15 protein-coding genes are annotated in these 17,767 nt (G+C 60.3%); 3 read left to right on the top strand and 12 right to left on the bottom strand.

Annotation, left to right across the window (positions count from 1 at the left end):
- Positions 1 to 54: 54 nt before the first annotated feature.
- Entirely contained in the window at positions 55 to 573 is a 519-nt protein-coding gene (locus tag ACOYXE_RS22820) for a DUF3617 domain-containing protein (protein WP_122604649.1), read from the bottom strand.
- A 131-nt stretch (positions 574 to 704) separates the two neighbouring features.
- Between ACOYXE_RS22820 and cls the strand changes: the two genes are divergently transcribed.
- Positions 705 to 2,144, top strand: coding sequence for a cardiolipin synthase (cls, locus tag ACOYXE_RS22815; RefSeq protein WP_405122620.1), 1,440 nt, complete (start codon positions 705 to 707; stop codon positions 2,142 to 2,144).
- A gap of 49 nt (positions 2,145 to 2,193) precedes the next feature.
- On the opposite strand, the gene cfaB is transcribed toward cls, so the two are convergent.
- The 8 genes from cfaB to hflK (ACOYXE_RS22775) form a co-directional block, all read right to left on the bottom strand.
- The gene (cfaB, locus tag ACOYXE_RS22810) at positions 2,194 to 3,381 is read right to left on the bottom strand and encodes a C17 cyclopropane fatty acid synthase CfaB (RefSeq protein ID WP_460926688.1); all 1,188 of its coding nucleotides are present in this window, start codon (positions 3,379 to 3,381) and stop codon (positions 2,194 to 2,196) included.
- A gap of 84 nt (positions 3,382 to 3,465) precedes the next feature.
- The gene (locus tag ACOYXE_RS22805) at positions 3,466 to 4,254 is read right to left on the bottom strand and encodes an HvfC/BufC N-terminal domain-containing protein (RefSeq protein ID WP_160059998.1); all 789 of its coding nucleotides are present in this window, start codon (positions 4,252 to 4,254) and stop codon (positions 3,466 to 3,468) included.
- Positions 4,245 to 5,090 carry an MNIO family bufferin maturase gene (gene bufB, locus ACOYXE_RS22800; protein ID WP_160059999.1) on the bottom strand — a complete coding sequence of 282 codons (846 nt, stop codon included), beginning with the start codon at positions 5,088 to 5,090 and terminating at the stop codon, positions 4,245 to 4,247. Before bufB ends, ACOYXE_RS22805 begins: the two co-directional genes overlap by 10 nt.
- Before the next feature lie 66 nt (positions 5,091 to 5,156).
- The gene (bufA2, locus tag ACOYXE_RS22795; protein WP_160060000.1) at positions 5,157 to 5,408 is read right to left on the bottom strand and encodes a BufA2 family periplasmic bufferin-type metallophore; all 252 of its coding nucleotides are present in this window, start codon (positions 5,406 to 5,408) and stop codon (positions 5,157 to 5,159) included.
- Between the two features lie 111 nt (positions 5,409 to 5,519).
- Positions 5,520 to 7,427, bottom strand: coding sequence for a heavy metal translocating P-type ATPase (locus ACOYXE_RS22790; RefSeq protein WP_460926687.1), 1,908 nt, complete (start codon positions 7,425 to 7,427; stop codon positions 5,520 to 5,522).
- The gene (gene hflK / locus ACOYXE_RS22785; protein WP_460926686.1) at positions 7,424 to 8,473 is read right to left on the bottom strand and encodes a protease modulator HflK; all 1,050 of its coding nucleotides are present in this window, start codon (positions 8,471 to 8,473) and stop codon (positions 7,424 to 7,426) included. Before hflK (ACOYXE_RS22785) ends, ACOYXE_RS22790 begins: the two co-directional genes overlap by 4 nt.
- Positions 8,470 to 9,498, bottom strand: a complete 1,029-nt coding sequence (gene hflC, locus ACOYXE_RS22780) for a protease modulator HflC (protein ID WP_460926685.1) — start codon at positions 9,496 to 9,498, stop codon at positions 8,470 to 8,472. The genes hflK (ACOYXE_RS22785) and hflC overlap by 4 nt, the downstream gene beginning before the upstream one ends.
- Positions 9,495 to 11,456: a protease modulator HflK gene (gene hflK / locus ACOYXE_RS22775; protein WP_460926684.1), complete on the bottom strand. Its 1,962-nt coding sequence runs from the start codon at positions 11,454 to 11,456 to the stop codon at positions 9,495 to 9,497. The genes hflC and hflK (ACOYXE_RS22775) overlap by 4 nt, the downstream gene beginning before the upstream one ends.
- A gap of 211 nt (positions 11,457 to 11,667) precedes the next feature.
- Here hflK (ACOYXE_RS22775) and lpdA point away from each other — a divergent pair, with 211 nt between their 5' ends.
- The gene (gene lpdA, locus ACOYXE_RS22770) at positions 11,668 to 13,068 is read left to right on the top strand and encodes a dihydrolipoyl dehydrogenase (protein ID WP_160060005.1); all 1,401 of its coding nucleotides are present in this window, start codon (positions 11,668 to 11,670) and stop codon (positions 13,066 to 13,068) included.
- A gap of 128 nt (positions 13,069 to 13,196) precedes the next feature.
- Here the strand turns inward: lpdA and ACOYXE_RS22765 are convergent, their stop codons facing one another.
- On the bottom strand, positions 13,197 to 13,670 hold the full coding sequence (locus ACOYXE_RS22765; protein WP_160060006.1) for an Lrp/AsnC family transcriptional regulator: 474 nt from the start codon (positions 13,668 to 13,670) through the stop codon (positions 13,197 to 13,199).
- Between the two features lie 144 nt (positions 13,671 to 13,814).
- On the opposite strand from ACOYXE_RS22765, the gene ACOYXE_RS22760 reads away from it, so the two are divergent.
- Positions 13,815 to 14,444 carry a LysE family translocator gene (locus ACOYXE_RS22760; protein ID WP_160060007.1) on the top strand — a complete coding sequence of 210 codons (630 nt, stop codon included), beginning with the start codon at positions 13,815 to 13,817 and terminating at the stop codon, positions 14,442 to 14,444.
- On the opposite strand, the gene ACOYXE_RS22755 is transcribed toward ACOYXE_RS22760, so the two are convergent.
- Both ACOYXE_RS22755 and ACOYXE_RS22750 read right to left on the bottom strand, forming a co-directional pair.
- The gene (locus tag ACOYXE_RS22755) at positions 14,441 to 16,579 is read right to left on the bottom strand and encodes a hypothetical protein (protein WP_460926683.1); all 2,139 of its coding nucleotides are present in this window, start codon (positions 16,577 to 16,579) and stop codon (positions 14,441 to 14,443) included. The genes ACOYXE_RS22760 and ACOYXE_RS22755 overlap by 4 nt on opposite strands.
- A complete protein-coding gene (locus tag ACOYXE_RS22750) occupies positions 16,566 to 17,750 on the bottom strand; it encodes a DUF3142 domain-containing protein (protein ID WP_160060009.1) in 1,185 nt (394 codons plus the stop codon). The genes ACOYXE_RS22755 and ACOYXE_RS22750 overlap by 14 nt, the downstream gene beginning before the upstream one ends.
- Positions 17,751 to 17,767: the final 17 nt, after the last annotated feature.

Below are 17,767 nucleotides of genomic sequence, written 5' to 3'. Positions count from 1 at the left end.
TGTAAAATCAAGATCAAAAGATCGCAGCGTCCCGCAGCTCCTACATGGAATGTTTTACGCGCGAGGTTTCACAGCGCCGCAATCCTGGCCCAGCCAAACCGCGCGAGTCTCGAGACTGCCCTTCTGGTTGATCCCGATCGCGTTGAACGTGCCGTTGGCCACAGTGGTGAACTCACGATCACTGAGGAACGTCGCCACCCCGGTGCCCTGCGCTTTCGGGCAACTGAAACGGAATTTCCATTGGTTGCCGCTGCGCTCGGTGATCTGCTGTTTGCAACCCGATTGCGGATCGGCCAGCGGGATATCGTTGGTCGCCACTTGCTGCGGCGTCAGACACGCGCGGATACCTTTGCCGCCGATGTTGATCCCGTTCTTCTCCAGCGCCGCACGTTGTTGCGGGGTCATCTGACCTTGCAGTTGACCGAGGATCGATTGCACATCCATCGGCTGGTCATCGACCTTGACGTTGCTCGATGTCATTTCCCACAGCCCCGGCTGCAGCATCTGCGCCTGCGCAATCACCGGCAATGCCAAACCCAGGCCCAGCGCCAAACCCAGCAGACGAACGTTCATCGAAAAACTCCTGATCAGTAGTGGCCGTTAGACGTCGGCCGATTGCTTCGGTTCATGCACCAATTAAATAGCGACATTCGCGACAGAACATGGTCTGTTAAGCATTGAATCTTCCGGAGCAAGGCTGCCCCATGGATTATTTTGGACCGCACATTTTCGGTTATCTGATCGCCCTGATACACACCCTCGGCTTGATCGCTGCCATCCACGCGGTGCTCACCGTACGCACGGCTCAAGGCTCGATCGCTTGGGCATTGTCGCTGATCTTCATTCCCTACCTCACGCTTATTCCGTACTTGGTGTTTGGCCGCAGTACCTTCGATGGTTATATCAAAGCGCGGCGTCAGGCCAACGAACAGATGCGTCAGGCGATCTCCGAACTGAACTGGCGCCCGTGGGTGGAAGAGGCACTGACTGCGCGCGCCTCGAATGCCTACGCCTCGTTACGCGCCATGCCCAAACTCGGTCGCATGCCGTGCCTGGCGAACAATCAAGTGCAACTGTTGATAAACGGTGCGGCCACTTTCGACGCGATCTTCCAGGCGATCGATCAAGCGAAAGAAGCGGTGCTGATCCAGTTTTTCATCATTCACGATGATCGGCTCGGCCAGCGCCTGCGCGATCTGTTACTGAGGAAAGCCGCCGAAGGCGTGTCTATTCACCTGCTCTACGACGGCATCGGCAGCCACGCCCTGCCCCACAGTTATGTGCAGGCATTGCGCGATGGCGGCGTCGAGGTCAAAGCATTCGCCACACGCAGCGGCTGGCTCAATCGCTTTCAGGTCAACTTCCGTAACCACCGCAAGATCGTCGTGGTCGATGGCGTGGTCGGCTTTGTCGGTGGACATAACGTCGGCGATGAATACATGGGCGAAAAACCACCACTGGCACCTTGGCGCGATACCCATGTGAAGGTACGTGGCCCGGTCGTCGCGTGTATGCAGGAATCCTTCGCCGAAGACTGGTTCTGGGCTGCGCGTACCCTGCCGCCGCTGATCCTGCCCGACGAATACCCGGATGACGGCGTGCTCTGCCAATTGCTCGCCAGCGGCCCGGCGGATGCCTACGAAACCTGCTCGCTGTTCTTTGTCGAAGCGATTCACGCGGCGACCGAGCGAGTGTGGATCACCAGCCCGTATTTCATCCCTGATGAAGCCGTGTTCGCTGCATTGCGTTTGGCCGTGTTGCGTGGGGTCGATGTTCGATTGCTACTGCCGTCGCGTCCCGATCACCGCATCGTCTACGCCGCTTCCAGCCTTTACGCATTTGAAGCCGTGCGCGCCGGCGTGCGGGTATTCCGCTACGAACCCGGTTTCCTGCATCAGAAAGTGGTGTTGATCGACAGCGAGATCAGCGCCATCGGCAGCGCCAATCTGGACAACCGCTCATTCCGGCTGAATTTCGAAGTGATGCTGCTGACCGTCGACAGTGACTTTGCCGCCAGTGTGGAAAACATGCTCAAAGAGGATTTCGAACAAGCCTATGAAATCGCCAAGGAAGAAAGCCGGGAGATCCACCGCCTGCAACAGGTCGGCATGCGGATCGCCCGGCTGATTTCGCCGATTCTCTAAAAACCCCTCACCCTGACCCTCTCCCAAAGGGAGAGAGGATTATTCAGTGTTAAGGGTTATAGATGTCGTCGCGAGTCCACGGCAGTTCATGGCTGCCATCCGGGTGGGCCTTTACCGCGAGGATCTGGTGCAGATTGATCCAGCCACGCGCGAACGCATAGGCGCAGCCGGCCAGGTACAAACGCCAGATGCGCAGCGCTTGATCCGGTACCAGTTTGCCGGCGGCTTCGAGATTGTCCTCCAGCCGCTCGCTCCAGTGATCCAGCGTGCGCGCGTAATGCAGGCGCAGACTTTCGACGTCGACAATCTCCAGGCCGGCTTCGCTGATCTCGGCCGAAATCATCGCCAGGTGCGGCAACTCACCGTTGGGAAACACGTACTTCTCGATAAACTCCCCGGCACCGCGTCCTACCGGTCGGCCATCAGTGTGTTTGGCGGTAATACCATGGTTCATCACCAGGCCGCCCTCCTTCACCGCGCCGAACAGGGTTTTGCAGTACTCGGCGAGATTGGCGTGACCGACATGTTCGAACATGCCGACACTGACCACTTTGTCGAAACGCCCGTCCTGGGGCAAATCGCGGTAGTCGAGCAACTGTAATTCGATCTGGTCTTCCAGGCCTTCGGCCTTGACCCGCTCACGCGCCAATTCCAGCTGTTCTTTGCTCAGGGTGATGCCAAAGACTTTTGCGCCGAATTCCCGCGCGGCATACCGCGCCAACCCACCCCAGCCGCAACCGACATCCAGCAGGTAGTCGCCTGGCTGCAAGCGCAGCTTGCGGCATAAATGTCGGAATTTGGCTTGTTGCGCTTGTTCGAGGGTTTCGCTGCCCGTTTCGAAGTACGCGCAGGAATACGCCATGTCGCTGTCCAGCCAGAGCTGGTAGAACGCATTGGACAGGTCGTAATGGTAGGAAATGGCTTTGGCGTCGGTTTCCTTGTCGTGCACCGAACGTACTGGCTGACTGTCGTCATCTTCGCCGAGCAAAGCGTTGCTCAATTCGTCGCAGACCCGGATGACTTCGCTGATCGAACCCTCCAGTTCAAGTTTACCTTCAACGAATGCCGCTCCGAGCGCATCCAGGCTTGGGTGGGTGAACTGGCTGACCATCTGCGGGTCCTTTACCACGATGGTGACGCTGGGCGCCGGCCCCAGATTAAACTCATGGCCATCCCAGAGTCGCAGGCGAAGCGGAAGCTGCAGATTCTGTAAGGCCGGTGGAAATTGCACGAGCATGGAAAATCCCCCTTGTTTCAGACGTCAGATCTGAGGGTAGACCATCCCGGAAAAATAGCAGGCTATCGATTTGATTAGCCTTATCTATCGTTGCAGACGCTCCAACAAGCCTTCCTGAATCCACTGTTTCAGCCAGGTAACGGCTTGAAGTGGCGCGCCTTCACCATAAGTGACTGCTAACTCGGCGCACAGTTCGGCGAAACTCCATCCTTGGTTGAGCAAGCCATCGAGGGCCGTGGCTTGCGCCGGATCGAGGCTGCGGTAACTGCAGATCAACTGGTTGCGCCAGATCAGGCAGATCTGTGGGATTTCGAGCGCCATGCTGTCAGGGAATTCCGATTCTTCCTTTACCGCGCGCCACATTGAAAGACTATTGCAGCGGCACTCCAGCCACTGCAGGGACGGCACCGGTCTGACCCGCAGCTCTGGCCATTCTTCCGGAGCGAGGGCGACCATGGCTTCAATCGTCAGCGGTTCACCAAAAGGTGCATCGAAAGCCAGGGTGAAAGCCCATTCGAGCGCGATCATCTCGGCCAGCGGCGCACTCTGCTCCGGCACCAGATACTCGCGGACAAAGCCTTCGAAGCCTCTGCCCAACCAGCGCAGGCTGTAGTGCGTTGATGGACACTGACGGATGTACGCCATGGCGAGCGCTTCGAATTCTTCATCACCCATCCAGTGCAGGATCGTCGGAAAGTCATTGCGCAAGACTTCCAGCAAGCGCGCTTTGTAAGCGTTGTGATAGATCGCCAAGCCCGTTTCGACATCCAGTGTCGGGCCACCGATCAGGCTCCTGCTCAGGGTCAGATTTGCGCCGGTGTCTTCTTCGAGCAGAAAGGATTCGAATGCCAGTTGCCACTCTTTCAGGCGCATTGCTGCCTCCCGGCCAGAGCCTTATTCCCCAGCTGACGGGCCTTTTGCAGTTCATCGAGCAATTCGTCGAAGGGCGGAAAATGATCGTCGCGTTCCAGCAACGTGGCCACCGGGCCGAAATGTTCGAGCGTGCGTTGGTACAGCGCCCAGACCGGATCGCTCACCGGATGGTCATGGGTGTCGATCACGTAGTCACCATAATCGCTGTGCCCTGCCAGATGCAGTTGGCGGACTTTATCGACGGGCAGGCTACTGATAAAGACCCACGGATCGAAGCCATGATTGCGTGAACTGACGTAGACATTGTTCACGTCGAGCAGCAATTCGCACCCGCTCACGCGGCTAAGCAAAGCGAGAAATTCCCACTCAGTGAAATCATCAGAGGCGGCACGGACATAACTGGAGACGTTCTCCAGAACCAACGGACGCTGCAAAACATCCTGAACCTGCATCACCCGAGCGGCAATGTAATCCAGGCTTTCTTCGGTGTAAGGCAGCGGCAGCAGATCATGTAACTGATGGGCATTGCCACGGCTCCAGCACAGATGATCGGAGATCCATGCAGGTCGGACCCGATTGGCCAGTTGCTTGAGTTGTTTGAGATAGTCCGGATCGAGGGCATGCGGCCCGCCGATAGACAGAGATACACCGTGCATCACCAACGGATAACGCTCGGCGATCGCATCAAGGTAATACAGGGCCTTGCCGCCCTGCACCATGAAATTTTCCGAGACCACTTCGAACCAGTCGACATTTGGCGACTGCTCAAGGATCTGCTGGTAATAAGCGCTACGCAAACCCAGGCCGTAGCCCAGGGAGGGAATGGAAACAGACATGCGGCGAACTCCTGATAAAAAGTGGCCGCAGTGGAACCATCCACTGCGGCGACACTTGCCGGTCAGTTATTCGCCGACCTTGCCACCGGCCTGTTCACACGCCGCCTGAGTCATTGCCTTGAAGCCCTGGCCTTTACAGGCACCCATGCCTTTGCAGGCGTGGTCTTTGGTCTTGCAGTCATTCTGGCCTTTGCAGCCGTTCACGCCATAGCAATGCACGTTGGCATCGGCAGCCATTGCGTTGGTGGCAACACCGGCAAACATTGTGGCGGCAGCCAAAGCGAGAGCGGCACCAGCAGCAGCGGATTTGATCGTCATTTTTCTTATCCTCGGTAATCGTCAGGGGTGTCGGCTGAAAGGTTTGTTCAGTCCCGACATAGCACTAGAGAGAGCCGCCCCGACGGCGTTACAGCGGATCGAAAAATAATGTCAAAGGTCTTCCTTGAGTTTTAGTAGCGGCTCTTGAAAGCGCAGCAACCGCCCGGCATTTCCGAGTACCAGCAAGGTGCTGAGGTTATGCAGCAGCGCCGCAATCATCGCCCCTGCTGCACCCAACCAGCCGAATGCGGCAAACACCACAATGGCCAGCGTCCAGCCCAGACCGATGATCACATTGACCTGCAATGTCCGGCGACATTGGCGGCTGAGGCGCACGCAGGTGCCGAGCCGGCGCAGGTCGCTGCCGATCAAAACGATGTCGGCCGAGGCCAACGCTATGTCTGCACCACCGGCGCCCATTGCCACACCGACCACTCCCGCCTTCAGCGCGAGCGAATCATTAATGCCGTCACCGACCACCATTGGCCGGAAACCATTGTCGATTTCCCTGAGCACGCGATTGAGTTTGTCCTCGGGCAACGCCTGGGCTTCGACCTCATGCAAACCGACCTCTTTGGCCATCGATTGAGCCACGCTGTGTCGATCGCCTGTGAGCAACAGTTGTCGCCCAAGGCCCAACTCACGCAATTCACTGAGGGCAAACCGGGCTTCCGGTTTGACGCTGTCAGCGAGCAACAGCCAGGCGAGGAATTCACCGTTCAGCGCCAGACCGGCGATCGGGCCGTCATGATCGGGAACCTTGGTCGTGGCAATACCCAGTTGCGCGAACAATTCTGGCCGACCGAGCGCCGCTTCGCCCTGCCCGGTCATGGCGACTACACCGAGCCCCTGACGCTCGTGAATATCACTCAGCGTTAGATATTGGTCCTGACTGACCAACCCTGCGAGTGCCCGACTGACCGGATGACTACTCGCCGCGCCGAGGCTAGCGGCAAGCGCCATGACCGCAGACGACTGTGCCTGTGGGCTGTTGATCGACTGCAAGCGCAAGGTGCCATAAGTCAGCGTCCCGGTCTTGTCGACGACCAGCGATGTCAGGTCAGCCAGTTCTTCGAGGAACGCCGAACTGCGAATCAGAATCCCGTGACGCGCTGCCACCGCGACACCGGCAATCGCCGTCGCCGGAGCGGACAACACCAGCGCGCACGGACACGCTGCCACCAACACGGCGAGCATGGCCTGCGCATCGTTGGTGATAAACCAGGTCACCGCTGCCAGCAACAACACCAGCACCATGTAACCCCCGGCATAACGTTCGAGCAACCGGGTGATCGGTGGCTTCGAACGCTCGGCGTTCTGCATCAGTGCGATGACTTTACCGAGGGTCGACTCATCGCCGGTGCGGGTCACTTCGATGCGCAACAAACCGTCGAGGTTGATCGCACCGCCGAACACCGTCATGCCGACACCCGCCTCGACCGGCACTGATTCACCGGTAATTGAAGCGGTATCGAGACTGGCCTGACCAGACAGAACCCGACCATCCGCCGGCACCCGATCCCCCGCGCGCACCTCAACGGTGTCGCCGGATTTCAGCGCGCCGTTGTCCACTTCGATGATCGAGCCGTCGGCCTGAACCTTGCGCGCATGGCTGCGGGTCAGTTGGCCGAGGGCGTGAATCGCCTCCTGCGAGCCGAGGACGCTGCGCTCCTCCAGGACATGACCGAAGATCATGATGATCGGCAGCAATGCCGCCGTCAGCAGATCGCCAGTCGCCCACGCCCCGAGCATGGCCAAGGCAATCAGCTGATCAGTGATGCCGTGCAGGCTCGGATAACGCAGGCTGTACCATGCCGAACGCATCACCGGCACGGCGACCAACAAAGAGGCGAAACCGAGCAACAACTGGCTGACCCCGGTTTGCTCCGGAACCAGCCAGCGCCAGATCAGCCCCAGACCAAGAAGGCCCAGCGCGAGCATCGCCAAAGTCAGTTGCCGTGCGGCGCGGCGTTGTTCGGCCGAGGACAACAGGCTCGGTGCAGCGGTCGTCGCAGTCATTTACTGGCTCCCTGAATGATCAGGCGGGAATCGTCTTTCGGGTCGACCGTGGTGACCGATCCGGCCTGACCGAGAATCTTCGGCATACGCTCGCGGTACAGACGCAGGAGCATTTGCGGGTCTGTATTTTTGGCCAGACTCGACACCGTGGCAGTGTCGGCAGAGGCTTTGGCCAAGCGTTCACCAGCCTGCGCGTGAGCAACCTGCAGTGTGCGGTCGGCCTGTTCGTTGGCGGTTTGGGTGAGTTTCTCGGCGTCGGTACGCGCATTGGCCACGGCTTTGTCGGCCTGCTGGCTGGCGGTCAATACCGCGTTAAATGCACTGACCGCAGGGTTGGGCAGACTCGATTGCACATCGACCCGCGCCACTTCAATCCCGATGCCCTGCCCGCTCGCCTTCAACTCGGCCAAGCGTTTGTTGATGCCCTGTACCAGATCACCGCGCAATCTCTCACGCCGTTCGGCAGCCTGGTTGTCGGCGCCGATCAATTCCGGACGAGCGACCAGAATGGTGTCCAGATCTCTGGCGGCAGTCAGTGCCACGGCACTGCGAGTGACCAACCGATCGAGCGCCGGCAGCACATGCTCAGCCTGCAACACGAAGTCATAGGGGAAGGTGACTTTGTAGAACACCCGCACATCCAGTTGCACGACGCCGGCATCACCGGTCAATAAATAACCAGATCCGGCCAGTGCGTCGCTCAGTGGTGTGGCAAAGGAAGCGACCCGATCAGCCTTGAGTGCCTCATCGCTGCGCAGAAGATTTTCCACCCGCCGCTCGATCACCCGATCCGCGGCTGGCAACAAAACCACCTGTTCGAACGGCTGTGGCCAAGCCAGCAACAGCCCGGCGTTCTGCACGCGATCCAGTGCACCAAAGTGCAAAACCACAGCACGATTCTGCGGATCGATCTGCCGCACATTGGAAAACGCCCAAGCCAAAGCGGCCAACACCGTCACCGCGTACAGGGCGAGAAATGCCAAACGACCGGCCTGAAACCACGGACTGTTCAGCGAATGTGTTCCACGTGGAACTTCTTCACTCATGGTTGCGATCCGGATTTACTGTCGAGTGTTGGCGGGCCGTCGACCAGCACGCGGAATGGCGCCGCGTCAGTGCGCAAGATCAGTTTTGTGTCCGGTGTGACGATGGTGCCAAGGGTGTCCAGCGAGCGCAGCAAGTTGTAGAGCTGCGGCGAACTGGCGTAAGCACGGCCATAAATCTGCGCCGCTTCGACGCGAGACTGCGCCTCGATTTCTGCTACTTTCACGGTCGCATCAGCCTGCACAATTCGCGCATCGCGCTCGGCAGCGGAACGGATCTGCGCAGCTTCACGTTTGCCGATCGCCGTACGCTCGGTGGCAATGGTTTCACGCTCGGCGCGCATGCGATCGACCGTGGCGGTGAGTGTTACAGACGGCAAGGTCAAACGCTCGATGCCGACTTGCACGACGCGCACGCCATAGGTCGCGAGCAATTGCTGATCGATCTGCTGACGCAACTGCGCTTCAAAATCGGCGATATGCACCTGACTGGCATCGGTGTTCACCAGATTGGCCAGATCGAAGCTGCTGGCCGTGGTTTCCAGCGCCGAGCCGACAAAAGTGCGGATCTGCCGTGCCGCTTCATCTGGCTGGTTCTGCACCGCGCGCATGAAGCGCTGCACATTGTCTGGATCACCCTGCACCTGCCACGCCACATAGGCCTGGACGATGATGCGTAAACCGTCGCGAGTGCCGACATCCTGCAAGCCGCTAGAGGTGGTGCGCAAACGTAAATCCACCGGAATCGCCGCCTCGAATGGCGCCGGCCAGCGCCAACTCAAACCCGGATCAAGCAACACCCGCGCGGGGTTACCAAAACGCGTGATGACCGTGGCTTCGCCCGAGCGCACTTGCACCAGGCTCGCTGCTGCGATGGCGAACGCCACCAGCAACACGGCACACCCCATGCGTCGCCACGGAAAAGGCCCCGCCTCTTCCGGCGCTCCGTGGTGATGGTGATGATGCCCGCCGTGGCCGTGATCGTGGCCGCTGTGATCATGCGGTTCGTGAGTGTGTGACTGGCTCAATGGGCGACTCCTGGTTGAGCGGTGGTACGCGCGGGCGTCGGGTCAGCCGGCAGCGTGAAAGTCCGAAGATCGATAGTCGGCCCATTGCTGCTGCCACCGAGACGATGATCGAGTACCAGCAATTTGGCTTTGCTCAGGCCTTGGCCGAGCTGACCGAGATATTGCTCGAGCACGAAAGCCTGACCGGCACTGGCGTAGGCTTTTTGCTCGGCCGTGAATTTCAGATCCGCCGCCTGCGCGGTGGCACTGGTTTCGCGGGCATTGGCGCTGGCCTGATCGCGAGCAAGGCTGGCCTGCAATTGCGCCTGATTGCTCGCCTCGGCCGCCGCGCCACGCTCACGGGAAATCAACGCTTGCGCGCCGATCTGCGCGGCTTGCACGCTGTGATAGGCGTTGGCGGCACCGGCCGGCGGGTGGATGGCTTCGACCACCGTGGCGAGAATTTCCACGCCACTGTTAAGTTGTTGCAGATCACTTTGCACCGCGCGACCGATCTCCTCGCCCAACCCGACCCGGTCTTCACCGAGCAAACCGTCGAGCGTGCGCGAGGCAAAGTCGTGCACCAGAATCCGGCTCGCCGTGCTGCGAATCAGCGTCGGCACATCGGCACTGTTGTAGGTCGCGGCCAGCGCGGCCTGATCAGTCAAGCCAATGCGATAGACGAAACGCACGTCCATATTGACGATCTGAAAGCTCTGCTGAGCGCCACGGCTGCTGGCGATGACTTGCGACTTGTCGTTGACGTGGCTGGCGTCCCACAAGCGGTTGGCTGTGATCGGCGCCGGGCCTTCGGCGGGATCGGCCTGCAGCGGCGCCGGGCTTTCGCCAACGCTGGTGGCCAATTCGTGCACCACGCCGTTTTCGACGATCAATACTCGGCCCAACGGCCACGGCAAACCTGTGTGCAATCCCGGGCCGAACACCTGCACCGGTTTGCCGAAACGCTCATAAATACCGCGACCCTGTAGTGGGATTTCATGGATACCGGTGAGCAACCAACCTACCACTGCGACGAGCGCCAGCACCGGCAGAAACGCTCGGCGCATATAACTGAACGCCCAGATCTGGCGCAGATCGATGCCAAAGCGGTTGTGCAATTCGTGCTGCAACGCGAGTAAAGGCTGGGGTGGCCAACGCAGCATGTCGGCAACAAAACTGCGCGCCAGCAACGTAGGCTCAAGCTGTTCGCGACGAGGGCTGAAGACGGAAAGAACGGCGCGCAATAGCAACTCGATCGCGACCAATCCCGGCAGGATACCCATCAGTACAGACACGCGAACTGGCCAAACGGCATTCTCGCCAGCAAACAACAAACACAGCGCGCCGAGCACCAGACTGATGATCGCCACGCGCGTCAGTTGCGCCAATGAACCGGCTTCCGGCCATTGCGCAGGATTCTCCTGAGCCAGTTGTCGCTCAAGCACCAGCAAGCCGAACGCTAGGAGTAATGCCAACGCCGCGCCCACCGTGGCGGACAATCCAACGGCTGCGGCGGGCAGTGCGAGGTTCCACACCTGTTCGATGCTCAGCGCCACTAACAACGCCCAGCCGCCTAACCACAGCGTCGCTGCGCCGATCTGGCCGAGCATATGCAAGCCACGCTGACTGAGGCGATCCAGCAACCGTTCGTACCAACCTTCCGGCGCAGAGAACTCCCCACCGGCATTCGGCGCCAGGACAACAGGATTCATCACTCGCGCGCGCCATTGCGTCACCCACCACGCCGATTGCAGCCCGGCGACCAACACCAGCAGCGCCGCGCTCAAATTAACCAGCAGCGGCAGCCACAATGACTGCGGCGCAAACAGCCCGACGAAAAACGCCAACACCCAGCCTGCTCCGGCCAATGCGCCAAGACCAAAAGCCCAGCGCCGCAGTCGCCTGCCCTGTGTGGCCGCCTGCTGAAAACGCGGCAGCCCGGCCACCAGCGTGCCATCCACCTCCAGATCAACTCGCATATCACCCCAACATCATTGGCTTGCCGTTCATATCGTTACGATATAACGAAAAGCGTGAAATATTCGTACACAATTACGCGTATTCAAAGATGCCCAACCTGTCGCTTGCCTGAAGCCTTGACCGAAATGCCTGGAAACGCACATATTACGTTCGTAATTTTTATTCAGAACTACTTTTAGCGATCCGCATTCATCCATCAGGAGCAAGCTCATGAGCAACTATGACGTGGTGATTCTGGGCGGCGGCCCCGGAGGCTATAACGCGGCGATTCGTGCCGGCCAGTTGGGCCTCAAGGCCGCGTGTGTGGAAGGTCGTGCGACGCTGGGCGGCACCTGCCTGAACGTCGGTTGCATGCCGTCCAAAGCCCTGTTGCATGCCTCGGAGCTGTACGAGGCGGCGATGGGTGCGGAATTCGCCAATCTCGGCATCGAAGTCAAACCGACGCTGAACCTCGCGCAAATGATGAAACAGAAAGACGAGAGCGTGACCGGCCTGACCAAAGGCATCGAGTTTCTCTTTCGCAAGAACAAGGTTGACTGGATCAAAGGCTGGGGCCACATCGACGGCCCGGGCAAGGTCACGGTGACCGACGATCAGGGCGGCAAAGTCGAACTGACCGCCAAGGACATCATCATCGCCACCGGTTCCGAGCCCACTCCCCTTCCGGGCGTCGAGATCGACAACAAACGTATCCTTGATTCGACCGGTGCGCTTTCCCTGAGTGAAGTGCCCAAACACCTGGTGGTGATCGGTGCCGGTGTGATCGGCCTGGAGTTGGGCTCGGTGTGGCGGCGCCTCGGCGCGCAGGTCACCGTGGTCGAATACCTCGACCGCATCTGCCCGGGCGTCGATGGCGAGGCCGGCAAAACCCTGCAACGCTCGCTGAGCAAACAGGGCATCGCGTTCAAGTTGAGTTCGAAAGTCACCAGCGCCACCGCTTCCGCCAACAGTGTGCAACTCAGCGTCGAGCCGGCCGCTGGCGGCACTGCCGAGTTGCTGGAAGCCGATTACGTGCTGGTGGCCATCGGTCGTCGCCCGTACACCCAGGGCCTCGGTCTGGAGAACGTCGGCCTGAGCACCGACAAACGCGGCATGCTCGCCAACAAACAGCACCGCACCGAAGCCGCCGGAGTCTGGGTGATCGGCGATGTGACCTCCGGGCCGATGCTCGCGCACAAGGCTGAAGACGAAGCGATGGCCTGCGTCGAGCAGATCCATGGCAAGGCCGGCGAGGTCAATTACGATTTGATCCCCAACGTGATCTACACCAGACCGGAGCTGGCCAGCGTCGGCAAGACTGAAGAACAACTCAAGGCCGAGGGCCGTGCCTATAAAGTCGGCAAGTTTCCCTTCACCGCCAACAGCCGGGCGAAGATCAACCATGAGACCGAAGGTTTCGCCAAAGTCCTCGCTGATGAGCGCACCGATGAAGTACTCGGCGTTCACCTGGTCGGTCCGAGCGTGAGTGAAATGATTGGCGAGTTTTGTGTGGCGATGGAGTTCAGTGCTTCGGCGGAGGACATTGCGTTGACGTGCCATCCGCATCCAACGCGGTCAGAGGCGTTGCGCCAGGCGGCGATGAATGTCGAAGGGATGGCGACGCAGATGTAGGTTTCGGAATTTTTATTGGCTGCCCCAGCGCTTTCGCGAGCAGGCTCGCTCCCACATTCGACCGCGATACGCCTGAAAGAGCGCGGTCACTGTGGGAGCGAGCTTGCTCGCGAAGGATGCGACTCGGTCTATAGCGGAAGATGTCCGAGAGGCAACGCCCCCGGCGTCTTCACCGTGTGAATCGCAAAGTTGCTGCGGATGTCACTCACCCCCGGCAGCTTCAGCAGGCAACCGCTGAGAAAGCGATCGTACGCACGCAGATCCGGCACCACCACTTGCAGCAAAAAGTCCGACTCTCCCGACACCAGAAACGCCGAGATCACTTCCGGCAACGCCGTCACTGCGGTGTAAAACGCCTCGGCCTGTGCATCGTTGTGCCGCTCGACCTTGACCCCGACAAACACCGTCAGTCCCAGCCCGACTTCATCGCGATCGAGATTGGCCTGATAACCGCGAATCACCCCGGCCTCTTCCAGCATCCGCACCCGGCGCAGGCACGGCGAGGCCGACAGGCCGATTTCATCCGCCAGCTCGACATTGCTCAGGCGCCCGTTACGTTGCAGGGCCGCGAGAATCTTGCGATCGAAGGCATCGATTTTCATTTTTGGCAGACCCCGATAGTCGTGCAATGGGAAACCAGCAGATTATGCCAATCAAGAAGGTTTTTGAAGCGGACTACGCAAGCACCTGCCCTACCCTTCGGCTCTAGACTTGGCGCACCGAATCGACAACGAAAGGGCGGCAACATGGCGAATTTCTGGCTGTTTTTCCTGGCATTGGCGGTGGTCTATCTATTGCCCGGCCCGGACATGATCCTGCTGCTGCAAACTGGTGCCCGGCAGGGACGCGGCGCGGCGCTGGCCACCGCTATTGGCTTGGGCATTGCCCGTGGTTGTCACGTGGCGCTGGCGGCATTGGGGCTGGCCGCGCTGTTCAAGGCTGCGCCGTGGACATTCGAGGTAGTGCGGCTGGCGGGGGCGGCGTATCTGTTGTGGATCGGCATTCAATGCCTACGCAGCAATCTGCTGCCGAACCTGAATACTGGCGAGCCTGGCGATTCCCACGGGCGTTGGCGCGAAGCCGTCAGACGCGGTTTGCTGACCAACCTGCTCAATCCCAAGGCGTTACTGTTCTGCTCGGTGCTGCTACCGCAATTCATCGTCAATGAAGGCGCAGCGGTGCTGAGCCAGTTCGCCGTGCTGGGCATGCTGCTGGTCGGCGTCGGCCTGCTGTTCGACAGCGCCTACGCCCTCACCGGCGCCGCGCTGGGTCGTTGGCTGCAACACAGTCCAACGGCCCAACGTGTACAACAATGGCTGTTCGGCAGCCTGCTGATCGGTTTCGCCGTGCGCCTGACGTTCGTCCAGCAGGCTTAGCCTTTGCGGGCCTTGCGCTGGCGACGGCTGATGAACAGCAACGCAGCGGCCGCGACCAGCACAACCGCACCGATCTGCACCGGCCACTTGTACGGCCGCAGCGACGAGCGCACAGCATCGGTTACCTGGGTGACGTAACGCTTGTCGGCGTTTTCGAAATCCGGGTACGGGCACTGATTGCCGAAGTCCACCGCCCACGGTACGAACGGGCCTTCCTTGATGTAGCGCTGATACAGCGCGCTCTGATCTTCCAGGCTGCTGTTCCAGCCGGCGGCGTTGCACAGTACAGCAGCAAACGCCTGGCTGGTGTGCGGCAGATTGTCTGCGGCGCGCCCGGCTAGCGCAGTGGCGACAAAACGGTAGTGATAGCGCTGATCCGGTTTCGCTTCGCTGGCGGCCTGACGTTGCACTTCGGCCTCGCTTACCAGCGGGCCGACTTTCAGCTCCGTGCTTTCCAGACTGTAGTTGCCACCGAACGTGGCGTAGTCCGGCGCCATCTCGTAACCGAGAATGTCCATGCCCCACTCGCGAGCTGTCCACGCGGCGTTGTACAGCGCACTCGCACGTTTGGTCGGCCACCACGAAGCATCGGCCTTCAGCCGTTGTTCGCCGTAGAGTCGGGCCTTGTTTTGCAGGTCGGGATTGTCGAAATAAGCGACCGCATCGGCGTAATGCCCCTCACGCAGCAAACGCCGGCCGAGCAGATTGCGCAGGCTGGCAGCGACCGGCAACGGCACGTAGTTGTCACGCTCCTGCTGTGTCAGCGCGGGCGGAGCCGGGACGTTATCGTCGACGTATTTTTTCAGCTCATCGACCGTCAGCACGCGCTCGGCCACGCTCGCGGCATCGAACCAGTAGACACTGTTGCTGCGATACAACTGCACGAAGGCTTGCAGGTATTCGCCGCGCTGCAAGGCGAGAATCGCGCTTTCACCTTCGACCCGGCACTTCGGCTGAACGGTTTCATACGCCCAGTCCGGTGTGCGCCGGTAACCCCAGTCTTCGCTCTGCGGGAAAGCTTGCGCGGCTTTCGAATAGGCCGCAGCCGCGGCATTTTTATCGCCGTCACGCACCGCCAGTTTCGCCCGTAGCCACCACGCCAGTCCGCCGTCGCCGGCGTTCTCGAGAAAAGCCTTGGCTCCGGCGTAATCGCCCTGTTGATAACTCATCGCCGCCAGGCGATCAGCATTATCGAGGCTGCCACGGGTGCTGTTTTGCAGCAGCTTGACCAGTTTCTTCTCGTTCGGCGGCTCATCGCCAAACGACCAGCCCTGGCGGCTTACCAACGATGCCGTGACCAGTTGCTGCACGGCTTTGTGCTGCAGCAGCTCGGCCAGTTCGGCCTCGGGCAGCTCCGCCAGTTCATTCATCAATTGCTTGAGCGAGGTGTAACCCACGGCCGAGCCGTGCAGGTTCTGTGCTTCATACAATTCGATGGCGCCGTTCCAGTCGCCCGCCGTGCGCAACACCCGCGCCTCTTCACCGAGACTGGCAACACCCAACTCCAACGGATCGCTGAAACCGTCGATGCTCAGTTGCCGGGCCTGGCGGAAGGCATCACGCGATCGCTCTAGCGACACGACCGCATCCGCGGCTTCGCTGCTCATCGCGAACCAGGTACGCCCGAGAGAATACGCCGCCCAGGTACTGCGCAACGCGCGCTGATCCGCCGGCAGCGCCAGCAGCTTGTCGAAATAAGCGATGGCGAGTTGATGATCGCCCGTGGCAAACGCCACCGCGCCGGCGACGTACAAACGGATTTCCGCTGGCAGACTGGCACCCTGCGCCTCGACCTGACGCGCATCGGTCAGGCCGCGCAGCTGTTTGACCAACGCTTGTTGCTCGGCGCTCAGGCCGGCTTGTTCGGCGATTTCCCGAGACTCGGCCGCCGCGTTTTCCTCGCCGTACATATCATTGGGATTGTGTGTCGCCGCGGTGACGTTCTTCAGCCCGGCGATGGTTTTGCCGAGGCGGCTGAGCTCGAAGTGGAAGTTGCCCTCAGGCAGATCTGCGAGGGTCTGCCCGCGATTGTCGAGCAGGCGCATGGGGAAATCCGGCCCGCAGGCCAGCGCCGAACCCAGCGGAAAGCAGAGGCTCAGGCAGAGCAGATGGCGGGGCCAGTTACGGGTCAACATGCGAACCTCCTTGATCAATATGTGCGCAGCGCGCCCAACCGATGGCGCGTTGTCCGCCCGCCGGCATGCGGCCGTCGCGCAGGCGGGTGAAGGTAAGCAGATCCGGGCTTTGTTGCAACGAGTAACCGGCGAGCGCATCAGCGCCTTCACAGCTTTGCGCTTTCAGCGTGATCCGTGCGGGCCAGGCACTGTCGAGGTTGCCAGGGTTGTCGAGTCTGATGTCGTAGAGACCGTTGTATTCGCTCAACACCACGCCGAGCTGACTGGCGAGTTGCTCACCACGGGAGACTGCGCGCAGGGTGGTCAGGCTCCAGGCACGGCGATCATTGGCCAGCGGCAAGCGAAACCAGATCAACCCGGCCAGATGCGCCGGCGGGTCTTCGCGCAAGGCCTTGCCGAGTTGGCTCAATTGCAGCGGATCGGCGAGCAATTCCTGGCGCTCACCGCTCCGCTCAAGTTGCACTTCGCTTTCCACCACTGGCGCCCCGCCGTCATCCGGTAACAGCGCCACGCCGTAAGCCGGCAGCGCGAGATAAAAAGGTTTATCGGTGATTCGCGCCCAGGCCTTGGCCCACTTCAACGCCTGATCGGAATCGAAGAGCCCTCGACGCGGGTCACTGACGGCGTGGACTTGCAACACGCTGCTGTCGACGGTTTGCAGGAGTACGGGCAATTGCGAACTATCGAGCCAGGCTGGCAGCGCGGTGATGCTTAGCGGGATGTCCGTCGGCAATGCCACGCGCAGATGTTTGAGGAATTCAGCGTAGGCCGGCAAGCGTGCGTTACCGGCGTCGTGATCGATCTCGACGCCGCTCAGCCTCAGGCCTTGCGCCTGCCAGTCGGCTAGCACCTGCAGAATCTGCGCGGTGACCTGATCCTGATCCAGCGACTTGAGTTGTCCGTCGAGACGAATCACCGCAATCAACGGACGACCATCGGCTTTCAATAACGGCGCATCGATTCGCGCGCTGCTCCATCCGGCATTTGGAAAGGCTTGCAGTGCGAGGACGCGTAGCGTTGAGAAATCCTGGCGACTGTCACGCAGCGCCGCCTCGTGGGCCGGCGTCCATTGACGTTGCCAGATGTAGAGTTGTTGGTCGAGGGGCGGAGCGTCCTGCTGCTTGCAAGCCACAAGCAAGATGCCCAAGAACAGAACCACAATAAATCGCATACCTTCCAACCCCCTGA

Source organism: Pseudomonas sp. MC6, assembly GCF_054790575.1.
The sequence above is the reverse complement of the archived record's forward strand: the minus strand, read 5'-3'. Positions and strand labels throughout refer to the sequence as shown.